Origin of the sequence: Pseudonocardia sp. DSM 110487 (assembly GCF_019468565.1) — a bacterium.
Taxonomy (GTDB): domain Bacteria; phylum Actinomycetota; class Actinomycetes; order Mycobacteriales; family Pseudonocardiaceae; genus Pseudonocardia.
The window spans coordinates 4,073,048-4,086,370 of the sequence record NZ_CP080521.1 but is presented as its reverse complement, the minus strand read 5'-3'; the positions used below and the strand labels follow the sequence as shown (position 1 = coordinate 4,086,370).

The window sequence follows — 13,323 nt, the reverse complement described above, 5'->3', positions numbered from 1 at the left end:
ACGTGGAACCTCGGCCTCCGGCTCGCGCGGGGGCAGTCAAGATCCCCACGTGCGGATGGTGGCGTACTCCCCGCCTGAGACGATGACGAGGCGCCCCTCGAGCTCTGCCGTGGCAACCGCGTACACGTTCTCGCGGTGGCCGGTGAGGGGCTCGCCGATCGGGGAGATCGCGGCCACCCCGATCAGCGCGGCGATGATCGTCCTCGAGCGCCGTCTGCGCGGCGCCCCCTGATCCGGCGTCGGAGGCTCGGTCGGGCCGTCCGCTCGGCCTCCGACGTCGTCCGCGACGGTCCCGTTCGTCGCTGCGGGCGACCGCTCGGACTCTGAACCCCGATCCGGATCGGGACCGGTCTTCGCTGCATCCATCACCATCGACCCTCGACGCCGCACCAGTTCGCGCTGAACCCATGGACGTTCGCGCGGAAGGTGATGTCGATCGGTTCGCCGGTGTTGCCGTAGGTGCCGCTGAAGGCGATCACGTAGCCCTCGTCGGTCGGCTTGATGGTCGGCTTCGAGAACGTGACCCCGCGGGCGTACTCCGGGCTGCTCGGGTCGAGGAATGGGATCGACATCAGCTCGCTGCGGACCCGGTTGCCGTCCGCATCGGCCTCGCAGAGGGTCACGAGCAGCCCTTCGGCGTCCTGGAAGCCGAGGTGCACCTGCAGCAGACTGGCCAACAGCTTCACCGCGAGCTCCTCGGTGGCCGCATTGAGCTCCTCGGTGGCCGCATCGAGGTCCTCGCCTGCCGCGTCGAGGTCCTCGCGTGCCGCTTCGAGGTCCTCGACTGCTGGATCAGACGCGTCGGAGGGCAGGGCCAGCCCCTCGGGGGTGGTCGGGACGGTGACCGTCTCGGGGGTCCTCGAGAGGGTCAGCGCCATCCCGGCGCCGAGTCCGCCGAACACGACCGCCACGATCACCCCGATCGCGATCCGGCGTGCCTTTCCCGTGAGCTGTGGCAGACCTGGCACTGATCTCCCTGTTCCTGCGACAGCCCCACTCGGACGGACGCGCACCGCCTAGCCGGACCCGACTCACACCGGCGGGCTGACGCAAACGTACGAAGCAGACGACCCGAACGGTGTCAGGTGATCACCCGACACCGATGTAGCGCGATTGCCGGACCAGTACTCCAGCTGTGATCGTTACATTCGTCGCGACAACAACCATCTGTACCCGATACCGGCAGGTCAGCGCGGTGATCAAGGGCTGATGGTCGCGATCGGAGATCATCTAGCGACCATTTCACCTTGATCGCCGCATTGACCCCGGAATGGCGGCTTGATCAGCAGTTCGGCGAGTTCCCGGGTCGTTTTCGCCCGTTTCCGCGCCGAAACATTGATCATGCCCGTCGGACCGCCTCCGGTGGCGCCGCGCACCCCATCGGGCAGGCCCTTGGCCTGCGTGCGTCGTGGCGAGCACGACCAGACCCGGCGAACGAATGTGGTCACCGCCCTAGCAAGCCCTCACTAACGGCAATGGCGGTCGACAGTCAGTCGCAGCGGTCCTCGTGGTCGGCGTGGGGGTGGTGCTCGACCTGCAGCGTGCTGTGCGAAAGCCCGAACCGCTCCCGCAGCACGTGGGCCGCCCGGTCGAGGACCGAGCCTTCCCCGCACGGCCCGTGACCATCCTCGTCCACGACGACGTGCGCGGACACGGAGGGCTTGCGGTCGTTGATCGCCCAGACGTGCAGGTCGTGCACGTCACGCACGCCCGGTACGCCGCGCAGCGCGTGCTGCACCTCGTCCACGTCGATGTGCTTCGGCGCTCCCTCCAGCAGGACGTGCCCGACCTCGCGCAGCAGCCCGATCGTGCGCGGCACGATCAGGGCGGCGATGAACAGCGACGCCACGGTGTCGGCGTAGGGCCAGCCGGTGCTGAGCAGCACCACCGCCGCCACGAGCACCCCGACCGAACCGAGCGCGTCGCCGAGCACGTGCAGGGCGGCTCCGCGCATGTTCATGTTCCGCCGGTCGCCTCCCGCGAGCACGAGCAGCGACACGATGTTGCCGATCAGCCCCAGCGCGCCGATCACCAGCAGCGGCAAGCCGGGGATCTCAGCGGGTTCGAACAACCGGTTGACACCCTCGTAGGCGACCCAGACGACGACGGCGATCAGCGCGATCCCGTTGAGCCCCGCGACCAGCACCTCCACCCGGCCGAGCCCGTAGGTGCGGCGTGCGCTCGCGGGCCGCGCGGCCAGCACGGACGCCACGAGCGCCGCGGCCAGCGCACCCGCGTCGGTGAGCAGGTGTCCGAGGTCGGCGAGGAGGGCGAGCGACCCGGTCAGCACGGCACCGACCGCCCCGAGCAACGCCGCCGCGAGCGTCACGGCGAGTGCGACGCCCAGCCGCCTCCGGTCGCTCTCGGGCGAATGCCCGTGCCCGTGTCCGTGCCCCATCGACGCCTCCGATCGCGATCAGCCCAACCATAGAAACATGCGTACTCGTGCATGTCTAGCTCGGGGTGCAGCATCACGCGGCGGAGCAGCCGAACCGAGCGCGGCCCAACATCGCTTCACGATTCGGGCTCAGCCGCCCGGCGTCACCGGTGCTCGATCGAGAGCGAGTACACCACCACCACGCCCTCGGAGTCGGCGTCCTCGCCCCGCTCCGGGTTGGACTGCGTGTAGGCGCCGATCTTCCAATACCAGCTGCTCCCGCTGCGCTCGATCTCCGCGCGCTGCTCGCCGTTGTAGAAGACGATGATCCGCCCGTTCGCCGCCTCGACCCGCAGGTCGTATGGGGTGCCGAGCCGGTAGGCCGGATCGATGACGATCTGTTCTCGCCCGTCGTCGTACTGGGCGACGAGGGTCGGGCCCTCGAGCCGGATCTGCAGGACGTCGTCGCCGCCGTCGTGGATCTGGGCGGACACCACCTCGGGCTTGGCGCGTGGTACCTCGGTGATCGCCTGCCGGGTCTCGAGCGTGTGGGTGCCCTCCGTGTTGGACCACGCCGCTTTGTCCTCCCCGTTCATCTCGCGCAGCTCCGAACGGGGGTACTTGCTGTTCTTCGTGGTCACGCCGCCTGCCGGGGCGCGGAACACCACACCGGTGCCGTCCGGTGTCAGGTCGAACCACTCGCTGCGGTAGTCCAGCAGCTCGGGCTGGTCGATCGAGTCCGGGTCGCCGTCGGGGCCGATGGGCAGCGTGAGGAACCAGTTCTCGAGATCGAGGAGGTCTCCCGGCCGGTCGGCGGAGCCCTGCGTGCGCGGCGGCTCGGCCTCCGGGATCACCGGCGGCAGGCACGGCGGCCGTACCGCATCCAGCAACCCGCCGACCCCGGCGGCCACGACGATCGCGCACGGGTCGGGTGTGGACACCGCGGCCGGCACCGGAGCGGGCTGGAGGGCCAGCACGGCGGTCGCGACCAGGGCCATGGGCGAGATGAGGTCCGGCACGGCGCTACCCGACGCGACGCGGACGGGGGACGTGAACACCGGGTGGAACGGTTTCGGGCATGGCTCTCCCGTCATCGGAGGTGCAGGCGGGGACTCGTGACGAGCGGATGGCCGAACCGCTCACGGTGACGACGGTTCACGTCGTCGGTGAACGTGATCGTATGGCCGGCTCCGCCGCCGCGCGCCGGATCACTCGCAGCGTGACCCGAACGTGCTGGCTCCCAGCCACCCGGGTGAACCCCGACGGGAGGATTGGTCAGGCAGCTCTCGACGCCGCGATCCTGAATCAGGCCGGCGCGAGGTGGCGCCGGAACCACTCGACCAGGCCGGCATCCACCTCGCGGGCCGGTGGCAGCTGAGGCGCGGGCTCGATCCCTGGCTCGTCGGCGAGCGGATGCGCCAGCCCCGGGATCGACAGCAGTTCGGCCCGATCCCCCATCGCGTCGACGAGGTCGAGCGCATCGGCACGCAGCGCAGGGTGGTCCTGCTCGCCGCTGACGACCAGCAGCGGCGCTCGGGCGGCGATGCGGCCCGCATCGGCGACGACGTCCAGGGCGTCGACGATCTCCTCGGACTCGGCGTCGTACGGGTAGTCGCCGGGGAACAGGTCGACGACGGACCGGATCCTGATGGCACCGTTCACGACGGCGCCCGCGAAGACCGGGATCTCGGTGTCGGCGAGGATCCGCAGCGCGACGGCCCCTCCGAGCGAGCCGCCGAGCACGCCGATCGGGCCGTCCCCGACCGGCAGCTGGGCACGGATCGACGCCAGCGCGGCCGGGAACTCCTCGGTGGCCTGCCGGACGAACGGATGCAGGAAGGACATCAGCGGGTCCTTCTGGAACAGCGCCACGATCGCGTCCGTGCTGCCGTCGACCATGCGCGCCCCACACATCGGCATGCCGAGGTGCACCCGCCACGCGGGCAGTCCGTTCATCGGCAACGCGGCGGCGAACGCGGCGTCCGACCGCGGCGCATCCAGCATGTGCCAGGTGACGATCAACGGCGCGGGGCCGTCGCCGGCGGGCGGCAGCGCGGTGAACGGCACTCCGGCGGCCGTGCCCGTGATCGGTGACGTCATGCGGGTCACGCTAGGTCTGGGGCCGCGTGCCGGGCATCGGTTATCGCCACCAGCGAAAGCCGACGCGATCGCTTCAGGACGATGTTCCGAAGGTGTTGGTCTGGGTGTTGCGGTCGCCGACCTGCACGCCCTGTGCGCCGCGGAGATCGACGGTGTACTTGCCTGCCGCGGTACCGGCCGCGTCCAGCAGCGCCATCAGCCGCTGCGCCGCCTGCACGGCCGAGGCGTCGGCCGCGACGTCGGTCTCGACCAGTTCGGCCTCGAGGGCGGGTTGCCATTGTTCGGGCTTCGACTCGTGCTGGGCCAGCGCCACTTCTCCCGCACCGCGCCCGGACAGGCGGCGGCTCACCAGCGCCTTCAGCCCGTTGTACGCGTCGGTCACCGCGGTGGAGGCCGTGCCCTCCAACGCCGCGAGCGCGCCCGCCGTCAACGCGCCCACGATCAACGACACCGGATCCATGAGCCCCGCCCCCGCCCTCGTCGAACAACTGCCGCTCATCATGCCGTGGCCGGTCCGCTGCCGGACGGCTCGGATTCCGCGGTGTTCGCGTGCTGGTTCCAGTACGTGAGCGTTTCTCCGGTGTTCCAGGTCAATGGGTGATCGGGGCCCAGCGCGCGGGTCGCGTCGGCCAGCAGCTGGTCGGCGCCGGTGATCGCGCCCGTGACGTCGCCTGCCCGGCCGCGCAATTCAGCAAGCCGGTGACGCGTCTCCAGCGTGAGCCGGTGCTCCGGGCCGAGGACCCGCGTGCTGTCGGTGAGGAGCACCTCGGCCTCGGCCACGCCGCGGGAGAAGTCTCCGGTTTCGCCGCGCCACACGACGAGGTTGTGCGCTATCCCGAGGACCACCGGGTGATCGCCCCCGAGGGCGTGTCGGGCCTCGGCGAGCAGCGGGGTGAGTGTGTCGATGGCTGCTGCCGCGTCCCCCGACTCACCCCGCCACCAAGCCACCATGCCCCGGGCGGCCAGGGTCTGGGGATGGCGGGCGCCGAGCGCCCGCCGTGACTCGCGGACCAGCTGCTCGGCTTCCCGGATCGCCCCGTCGTGGTCTCCGGCCTTTCCGCGCCAATCGGCGAGGCCGGCGCGGCTGAAGAGGGTGTGGCGGTGGTCGGCGCCGAGCACCCGCAGCCGGTCGGCCAGCAGCTCCTCGGTCCCGGCGAGTGCGCCGGCCACGTCGCCCGCCTCCCCGCGCCAGCTGGCCACGTTGTAGCGGGTGGTCAGGGTGAACGCATCGTCCGGACCGAGATGCTCGATGCAGTCGCGCAGCAACTCCTCGAACGCGGCGGCGGCCCCGGCGGGATCACCGTTCGACCCGCGATTGAGCACCAGGCCGCCCCGGCTGTGCAGGACGTCGGGGTGTTCGGGTCCCAGTACACGCTGCTGGTCGGCGACCACCTTCTCGAGCACGGCCACGGCGTCGGCATGCCTGCCGGCCTCGCCGAGCCACTCACCGAGGTTCCACCGCGCCGACAGCGTGCTGGGATGATCCCCACCGAATCGACGCTCGGCCTCATCCCTGACCATCTCCCAGTGCCGGATGCCTGCTGAGTACTGGCCGGATTCACCGATGCTGCGGCCGAGCCGCCACAGCAGTTGCCGCTCGTCGTGTCCGGCCCACACGGCGCCGGCGTCCCGCTCGAAAACGGCAGTGGCATTGCTTCGCAGCATCCGGGCGTACTCGGCGTCGCGGTCGATCTCCGGCCAGATCGCGACCAACGCACGCGCCCCCGCACGGACCAGGTCGGCTCGCCGTTGCGGGTCCACGCCGTCCAGCGTCGCCCGCTGGACCAACGCATGGATCCTGATCACGTCCGTCCCGTCTCCCTGCCCAAGGGAAACCAGGCTCAGACGTACCAGGTTCCGCAGAGCATCCCGGAGATCGTCAGCCGGCGCCCCGGGCCGGACGGTCATGGCGAGCTGATCGGCGGCGAACGAGGTGACGAGGGCGCTCGGGCACCCGTTCGGGTCGAACACGCAGACTTGCTCGAGCAGGGGTCGGGCGAGCCCACGCGGCGGTAGCCGGTCGGCGGCCTCCACGGACAGGAGCCAGGTCGCGGCGACGGTGCTGATGTAGTCGTCGGCCACCGCGTCGGGCGGGAACAGGTCGGCCAGCACGCGGCGCCGATCGGCCAGACGCCGCAGGTAACCGGCACAGGTCTCGCCCCGGTCGGCGATGAACGATGCCGCCTGGGCGAGCGCGAGCGGGAGATGCCCGAGGTCGGCCGCGAGCAGGTCGACATCGCCGAGCTCGGAACTGGGATCGAGCCCGAGCCGGTCGATCAGGAAGCGCCGTGCCTGCTCCGGGGTGAACGTCTCGACGTCGATCCGGTGCCGTCGGCGCGTCGACAGCGCGGAGTCGGCGCGCCGCGTGGTGACCAGGGTCTGGCCACCCGGCCCGTCCGGCCACAGTCCCCGCAGGTCGACCGGATCCGCGAGATCGTCCAGGACGATCAGCCACGTCCGGTCGGTGCCCTGCAGCCATGTCAGCAACCACGACGCCTCGGCCTGCGCGTCGCCGTGGTGGTGGCCCAGTTCCACCGCGGTGCGGCTGTAGCCCTCGATGATCGCCGCCCTGCTGGACGCGGTGATCCACACCAGCAGATCGACCTGCGCTGCCCTTGCTCGGGCGAGCTCGGCCGCCCATTGCGTCTTGCCGACCCCGCCGAGCCCGGACAGCACCACGGTCGGGGCGTTCTCGGTGAGCGGTGTCGGAGAAGCTCGTAGCTGGTGGCCGTCGGCGAGGGGCGGGATCACACCGACCCGTACCGGCCAGGAGACCGGTCGGGGACGATCGAGGAAATAGTTGATCTGCGTGGTCTGATCGCCGACCTGCACACCACGAGCCCAGCGCGCGTCGACGTCGCTGGGCACTGCGTGCGGATCGACCGGCAAGCTGGGACCCATCCGATCTCGAACGGAGCGTGGCCGTCAGCGTGCCACGACCAGCGACCCGCCGACCACGCCCGCGCGACTCGGCGCCCGGTGCTACCTGCCGAGCAGGCGGGGCGAGAGCAGTTCGTCGACGACGACGAAGGCGGCGCCGACGAGCCCGGCAGAGTTGCCGAGCGACGAGATGGCGAACCGCAGGCGCCGCGCCGCGCTCGGGAGCGAGCGTTCGAGGACCGTCGCGCGGAACGCGGACATGAACGGGTCGTCGATGCTCACCAGACCGGCGTCGACGAGCACCAGCGACGGGTTGAGCCCGCTGACGAGCGCCGCGCTCACCGCACCGAGCGCCTCACCTGCCCGCGTGAGGATCTCGGCGCTCACGGGGTCGCCCGCCGCGGCCGCGGTGAAGACCTCGCGCGCACCGATGGCACGCCCCTGCCCCCTGATGGCTGCGAGTATGGCGCTGCGGCCGTCGACGGCCGCCCGATGACCTTGCCGCCCGATCGCCCGTGCGCCCGCGACCTGCGTGAGGCATCCGGTGTGCCCGCACCAGCACGCGTCCTCGACATCGGCGGAGACGAAGACGTGCCCGAACTCGCCCGCGAATCCCTCGGCTCCGCGGTGCAGGGCACCCGAGGAGATGACGGCTCCACCGATCCCGCGCCCGACCTTGATGAAGAGCACGTCGTCGTGCCCCTTCGCGAGCCCCGCGCGGAGCTCGCCGAGCGCCATCAGGTTGGCGTCGTTGTCGACCTGAACGGGCACGTCGTAGCGGGTCGAGAGCCGGTCGCGGACCGCGTAGTCGGCCCACTCGGGAACGGACAACGCCCCGACCGGGCGACCCGTGGCGATCGCGACCGGTCCCGGGATGCCGATGCCGATGCCGCGCAGCGGCGGGCGCTGCGGGGGACGCGCCGCCAGGAGCTTGTCGAACAGCTCCTCGACGCGCCCGAGGGTCGCGTCCGGGCCCGCCGCCGGATCGGCGTCCTCGTGCATCTCCGTGAGGATGGTGCCGCCGAGGTCGGCGAGCCCCACTGTCACGCTCGTCGCGGCCAGCTCGGCCACGAGCACGTGCGCCGCACCGGCGCGGAACCGGACCTCGCGCGGGGCCCGGCCACCGGTGGACCGGCCGATCTCACCTTCCTCCACCAACCCGCTCGCGATGAGCTCGTCGACGCGCTGCGTCACGACCTTCCGGCTCAGGCCGGTGCGCCGGGCGAGCTCGGCGCGGGTGATCGGGCCCGCCGCCCGGAGCAGGCCGAGTACGAGGAACAGGCCTTCGGACGGCACCAACCTCGCTGACCGTGTCATCGCATGCATCCTAGAAAGGTCCCAGCGGGTTGTCTTATGTCCCAACGGGACATAAGGTCGCCGAGACCGACACTAGGAGCCCGTGTGACCGCCACCGACGCCGACTTCCCTGCCGGCTTCCTCTGGGGCGCCGCCACCGCGGCCCACCAGGTCGAGGGCGGCAACACCAACAACGACTGGTGGGATTTCGAGCACGACCCCGCATCGGCCGCGCGGGAGTCCTCCGGCGACGGCATCGACCAGTTCCACCGCTACGCGGAGGACTTCGCACTGCTGAAGTCCTTGGGACACAACTGCCACCGGCTCTCCCTGGAGTGGTCCCGGATCGAGCCTGCGCCCGGTGAGTTCAGCCAGAGCGCACTGGCGCACTACCGCCGGATGCTCACGGCGCTGGCCGACGCCGGACTGACCGGGTTCGTGACGCTGCACCACTTCACGCTGCCGCGCTGGTTCGCCGCGCAGGGCGGCTGGCTCGGGCCCGAGGCGATCCCGCTGTTCGAGCGTTACTGCCGCCGCGTCGTCACCGAGCTGGGCGATCTGATGCCGTTCGTCTGCACGATCAACGAGCCGCAGATGGTCGCGCTGCACGGCTACCTGGAGGGCTACCACCCGCCGGGGATCACGAACGCCGTGCTGTGGAGGCGGGCCGGGCGCGTCCTGCTCGACGCCCACCACGCCGCGGTCCGTGCCGTGCGCGACGGGCGGGGCGGGTCGAGGCCAGGACTGGCCGTCCAGCTCCCGCTGCTGGCGCCCGCGCGCGACGACGGGACGTGCCGGGCGTTCTGCGACCGCATGCGGGCCGAGATCGTCGACCTGCACCTCGACGGGCTCACCGAGAACGACCCCGGCGACTGGCTCGGTGTGCAGTACTACCGCAAGCAGTGGGTCGACCCCGCCTCGCCGTGGCTGTTCGCCGACCCGCCTGCCGGCTTCGCCCGCACCCAGATGGGCTGGGCGGTGTACCCGGACGGGCTGCGGCAGATGCTCCACCGCGCGGCCGCGACGGGCCTGCCGCTCTACGTCACCGAGAACGGCATCGCCACCGAGGACGACACCGAACGCCTCGACTACCTCGAATCCCACCTCGCCGCCGTGACGCAGGCCAGGGCCGAGGGGGCCGACGTCCGCGGCTACATCCACTGGTCGGCCTTCGACAACTTCGAGTGGTCCGAGGGGTACGGCCCGAAGTTCGGCCTGATCGCCGTCGACCGTGACAAGGACTTCACCCGCGTCCCCAAGCCGAGCGCCTACGCCTTCGCCCGGATCGCCGCGACCGGGCGAATCGCCACGCTCCGCGCCACCTGACGTCTCCATCTCGCAGGAAGGATCCGCAATGGCGCATCCCACTCCTCCCGTCCAGCGGCCCGGGGAGGCCGTGTCCAAGAAGGCCGTCGTCGCCGGCGCGATCGGCAACTTCGTGGAGTGGTACGACTTCGTCCTCTACGGCGCCTCCGCGCCGATCCTCGCCAGGGTGTTCTTCTCGAACGCCGACCCGCAGGCGGCGCTGCTGGCCACCTTCGCGACCTTCGGCGTCGCCTTCGTCGCCCGGCCGTTCGGCGCGTTGCTGCTGGGCAACCTCGGTGACCGCGTCGGCAGGCGCAACGTGCTGGCCGGCGTGGTCCTGGTGATGTCGATCGGCACCGCGGCGATCGCCCTGCTGCCCGGCTACGCCCAGATCGGTCTCTGGGCACCGCTGCTCCTGCTGATCATCCGAGCGCTGCAGGGGTTCACCGCGGGCGGCGAGTTCGGCGGCTCGGCAACCTTCATCGTCGAGTACGCCCCCGACGGCAAGCGGGGCCGCTACGGCTCGTGGCAGACGGCCACCGTCGGCCTCGGCTCCGCCACCGCCACCGCGCTCGTCCTGCTGTTCACCGCGATCCTGTCCCCGGAGCAGCTCGACTCGTGGGGATGGCGCATCCCGTTCGCCATCGCCCTGCCCCTCGGCCTGATCGGCCTCTACATGCGACTCAAGCTCGAGGACACCCCCGACTACCGGCGGGTCCACGAGCTGCAGCACGACCTGAAGGCCAAGCCGTCCCTGCCGATCGCCGAGGCGCTCCGGCACCACTGGCGGCTGATCCTGCTCGGCGCCGCGATCGTCACCGGCGGCACCGTGACCACCTACGTCTTCCACAACTACATCCCGGCGTTCCTGAACACCGAGCTGGACGTGCCGCTGCCCGTCGCACTCGGCGGCAACGTGATCGGCATCCTCGTCTATGCCGCCGCCGCGCTGCTCTGGGGCCGGCTGTCGGACACCTACGGGCGGAAACCGTTCGTCATCGGCGGCGCGGCCGTCCTCGTCGTCCTCATGTACCCGATCTTCCGCATTGACGAGATCGGCACTCTGCCCGCCATCGCCGCGGGCCAGGCACTGTTCGGCATCGCAGCGGCAGCGATCATGGGCCTGGTGCCCACCCTGCTGTCGGAGTTCTTCCCCACCACCGTGCGCATGAGCGGCCTGTCGGTCGCCTACACCCTGGCCAACGCACTCTTCGGGGGCACGGCACCGTTCGTCGTCCTGTGGCTGGTCGGGCTCACCGGGAACCCCACGGTCGTCGTGTTCTACTGCGTCGCCGCCCTGCTCTTCACCCTCGTCGGCGCGTTGCTCATCAGGGAGACCGCCCACCAGCCGCTGCGTGCGACCTGAGCTCGGTGGCTTGAGCGAGCCGCCGAGCGGGATCACGCTGCCGGACGGTGACTCCGCGGCGGTGTAGCGAGGCGCTTGGTGGTGCGCCGGAACGCCCACACGATGACCAGCGCGGCCAGCACCGTCAGCGGTGTCCCCATCGCGATCTTGGCGACGGCCAGCCATGTGGTCGAGTCGGCCAGGTAGAGCCATTGCTTCACCGCGAACCGGGCGCCGAACACGAGCGCCGCTGCGAGGGTGGCGACGTCGTGTGCCCGTAGCACGGCCCTGTCTTCACGCCATGCGTGCTGGCCGCCGTGCATCAGGTTCCAGATCGCGCCGGTCAGCGGCCTGCGGACCAGCACGGAACCGGCGGTGACGACGAAGCCTGCCAGCGCTGCCCAGATCCCGATGACGAAGAAGTCCTTCGCGGATCCGGTGACTGCGACGATGCCCACGGCGGCCGCGATGCCGAGTAGCCCGCCGATCGCCGACGTGAAGCGCTCACCGCGCAGCAGCCGGAACCCGGTCAGCGCCAGCCCGGCGGCGACCGAGACGCCGATCGTCATCGGCAGCGGCAGGAACGCGTTGGCCGCCACGAACACCACTACCGGGACGGTGGAGTAGACGAACCCCATCGGGCCGCCCATGTGGTCGAGCAGCGTCGGCTGCGCCGCGGCCTGCCCGGCAACCGGGATCGGCTCGGTGGACATCGGCTCGGTGGGCAGGTCCGCCTCGCGGGCGTCCTTCTGGTCGATCACGTTTCGTCCTTTCCGTCGGCGCGGTGGATCCACGACAGCCCGTGCCGTTGCGGCATGGTCAAGATGTTCATGGCGGACGTCACACGCCGCCTTGACCATGCCGCTACGGCACGGTGTGAACTGGGGGCATGGCCTGGAGCACCCGTGAGATCGCCGAGCTCGCCGGAACCAGCCTGCGAGCGGTCCGGCACTACCACGAGGTCGGGCTGCTGGCCGAACCCGAGCGACGCGCCAACGGCTACAAGCAGTACGGCGTCGCGCACCTGATCCGGGTACTGCGCATCAAGCGCCTCACCGACCTCGGCTTCTCGCTGTCGCAGATCGTTGACATGGGCGACGCCGACGACCACCCTGACGACGCTCTGCGCGCTCTCGACGCCGAGCTCGCGGCCACCATCGAACGCCTCCAGCTGGCCCGCGTCGAACTCGCCCTGATCATGCGCCAGTCGCTGCCGACCGACCTGCCGCCCGAGTTCGCCTCGGCCGCGACGGCGGAGATGTCCGACGCCGACCGATCCCTGATCACGGTGATGACGCGGGTCCTCGGATCGGCTCCGCGCCAGGCCTACGCGGACATGTTGCAGAACTACACCGGCGACCCCGTCGGCAAGGAGTTCGACACGCTCCCCGCCGATGCCGACGAGCAGACCCGCAAGGACGTCGCCGAGCGCTGGGCGCCCCACGTCCGGAAACTGTTCGACGAGCACCCGGCACTGCGCGCACCGCACGTCGACGCGCCACACGGTGAGGAATTCGCGAGGAAGACGATCGGGAAGGCCGTCAGAGACCTGTACAACCCCGCACAGCTGGACGTCCTGCGGCGCGTCGACGCGCTGCTCACGGAACCCCGAGCGAACGGACGCCTCCCGTCGGTCGAGTAGCGGCGGCCCGCCAGGGCCGGCGCTACTCGACCACCGGACAGTGGTCAGGCGGTGTGCCGGTAGGCGGGGTAGTCGACGTAGCCTGCGTTGCCGCCCTGGTACCAGGTGTCCTGGTCGTCCTCCGTGATCGGCAGGCGTGAGCGGAGTCGTTCGACCAGGTCCGGGTTGGCGATGAAGGCCCGCCCGAAGCTGATCAGGTCGGCACCGAGGGCCAGCCATCGATGGCGTCGCCCGCCCGTCGGCGGTGGCGCGGACCCGGGTCATGGGCGCCATCACCACGCGGTTGGGCAGGGTCAGCACGCCGAGCTGGTAGCGGTCGAACAGGCTGGTCACGGTTTCCTCCTCCGGAATGTCCCGCGCTACGCTAGAAGCTGACTC

General features: G+C 70.9%; 13 protein-coding genes. 3 read left to right on the top strand and 10 right to left on the bottom strand.

Going from position 1 to position 13,323, the window contains the following annotated elements:
- Positions 1-36 precede the first annotated feature (36 nt).
- From K1T35_RS19075 to K1T35_RS19035, 9 genes are all read right to left on the bottom strand, one after another.
- Positions 37-366 (bottom strand): hypothetical protein, encoded by a 330-nt coding sequence (locus K1T35_RS19075; protein ID WP_220261468.1) that lies wholly within the window; start codon positions 364-366, stop codon positions 37-39.
- Entirely contained in the window at positions 366-968 is a 603-nt protein-coding gene (locus tag K1T35_RS19070) for a hypothetical protein (protein WP_220261467.1), read from the bottom strand. The genes K1T35_RS19075 and K1T35_RS19070 overlap by 1 nt, the downstream gene beginning before the upstream one ends.
- A 258-nt stretch (positions 969-1,226) precedes the next feature.
- A complete protein-coding gene (locus tag K1T35_RS19065; protein WP_220261466.1) occupies positions 1,227-1,448 on the bottom strand; it encodes a hypothetical protein in 222 nt (73 codons plus the stop codon).
- A 41-nt stretch (positions 1,449-1,489) separates the two neighbouring features.
- Positions 1,490-2,398: a cation diffusion facilitator family transporter gene (locus tag K1T35_RS19060; protein WP_220261465.1), complete on the bottom strand. Its 909-nt coding sequence runs from the start codon at positions 2,396-2,398 to the stop codon at positions 1,490-1,492.
- A 143-nt stretch (positions 2,399-2,541) separates the two neighbouring features.
- Entirely contained in the window at positions 2,542-3,435 is an 894-nt protein-coding gene (locus K1T35_RS19055; protein ID WP_220261464.1) for a polysaccharide lyase family 7 protein, read from the bottom strand.
- A gap of 247 nt (positions 3,436-3,682) precedes the next feature.
- Complete coding sequence (locus tag K1T35_RS19050) at positions 3,683-4,477, bottom strand: S9 family peptidase (RefSeq protein ID WP_220261463.1); 795 nt, start codon at positions 4,475-4,477, stop codon at positions 3,683-3,685.
- A 73-nt stretch (positions 4,478-4,550) separates the two neighbouring features.
- Positions 4,551-4,928, bottom strand: coding sequence for a hypothetical protein (locus tag K1T35_RS19045; RefSeq protein ID WP_220261462.1), 378 nt, complete (start codon positions 4,926-4,928; stop codon positions 4,551-4,553).
- Between the two features lie 47 nt (positions 4,929-4,975).
- A complete protein-coding gene (locus tag K1T35_RS19040) occupies positions 4,976-7,378 on the bottom strand; it encodes a tetratricopeptide repeat protein (RefSeq protein ID WP_220261461.1) in 2,403 nt (800 codons plus the stop codon).
- 81 nt (positions 7,379-7,459) lie between these two features.
- A complete protein-coding gene (locus tag K1T35_RS19035; RefSeq protein ID WP_220261460.1) occupies positions 7,460-8,674 on the bottom strand; it encodes an ROK family transcriptional regulator in 1,215 nt (404 codons plus the stop codon).
- Positions 8,675-8,758: 84 nt separating this feature from the next.
- On the opposite strand from K1T35_RS19035, the gene K1T35_RS19030 reads away from it, so the two are divergent.
- Complete coding sequence (locus tag K1T35_RS19030; RefSeq protein WP_255622240.1) at positions 8,759-9,979, top strand: glycoside hydrolase family 1 protein; 1,221 nt, start codon at positions 8,759-8,761, stop codon at positions 9,977-9,979.
- Positions 9,980-10,007: 28 nt separating this feature from the next.
- Positions 10,008-11,324 (top strand): MFS transporter, encoded by a 1,317-nt coding sequence (locus K1T35_RS19025; protein ID WP_220261458.1) that lies wholly within the window; start codon positions 10,008-10,010, stop codon positions 11,322-11,324.
- Between the two features lie 32 nt (positions 11,325-11,356).
- On the opposite strand, the gene K1T35_RS19020 is transcribed toward K1T35_RS19025, so the two are convergent.
- Entirely contained in the window at positions 11,357-12,064 is a 708-nt protein-coding gene (locus K1T35_RS19020; RefSeq protein WP_255622239.1) for a DUF3159 domain-containing protein, read from the bottom strand.
- A gap of 128 nt (positions 12,065-12,192) precedes the next feature.
- Here K1T35_RS19020 and K1T35_RS19015 point away from each other — a divergent pair, with 128 nt between their 5' ends.
- Positions 12,193-12,945 (top strand): MerR family transcriptional regulator, encoded by a 753-nt coding sequence (locus tag K1T35_RS19015; protein ID WP_220261457.1) that lies wholly within the window; start codon positions 12,193-12,195, stop codon positions 12,943-12,945.
- Positions 12,946-13,323 lie beyond the last annotated feature (378 nt).

Bases quoted from the DNA above. Each gene is read 5' to 3' on its own strand.
- K1T35_RS19060 (WP_220261465.1), bottom strand. From the start codon at position 2,398: ATGGGGCACGGACACGGGCACGGGCATTCGCCCGAGAGCGACCGGAGG.
- K1T35_RS19075 (WP_220261468.1), bottom strand. From the start codon at position 366: ATGGATGCAGCGAAGACCGGTCCCGATCCGGATCGGGGTTCAGAGTCC.
- K1T35_RS19050 (WP_220261463.1), bottom strand. From the start codon at position 4,477: ATGACGTCACCGATCACGGGCACGGCCGCCGGAGTGCCGTTCACCGCG.
- K1T35_RS19040 (WP_220261461.1), bottom strand. From the start codon at position 7,378: ATGGGTCCCAGCTTGCCGGTCGATCCGCACGCAGTGCCCAGCGACGTC.
- K1T35_RS19035 (WP_220261460.1), bottom strand. From the start codon at position 8,674: ATGACACGGTCAGCGAGGTTGGTGCCGTCCGAAGGCCTGTTCCTCGTA.
- K1T35_RS19025 (WP_220261458.1), top strand. From the start codon at position 10,008: ATGGCGCATCCCACTCCTCCCGTCCAGCGGCCCGGGGAGGCCGTGTCC.
- K1T35_RS19015 (WP_220261457.1), top strand. From the start codon at position 12,193: ATGGCCTGGAGCACCCGTGAGATCGCCGAGCTCGCCGGAACCAGCCTG.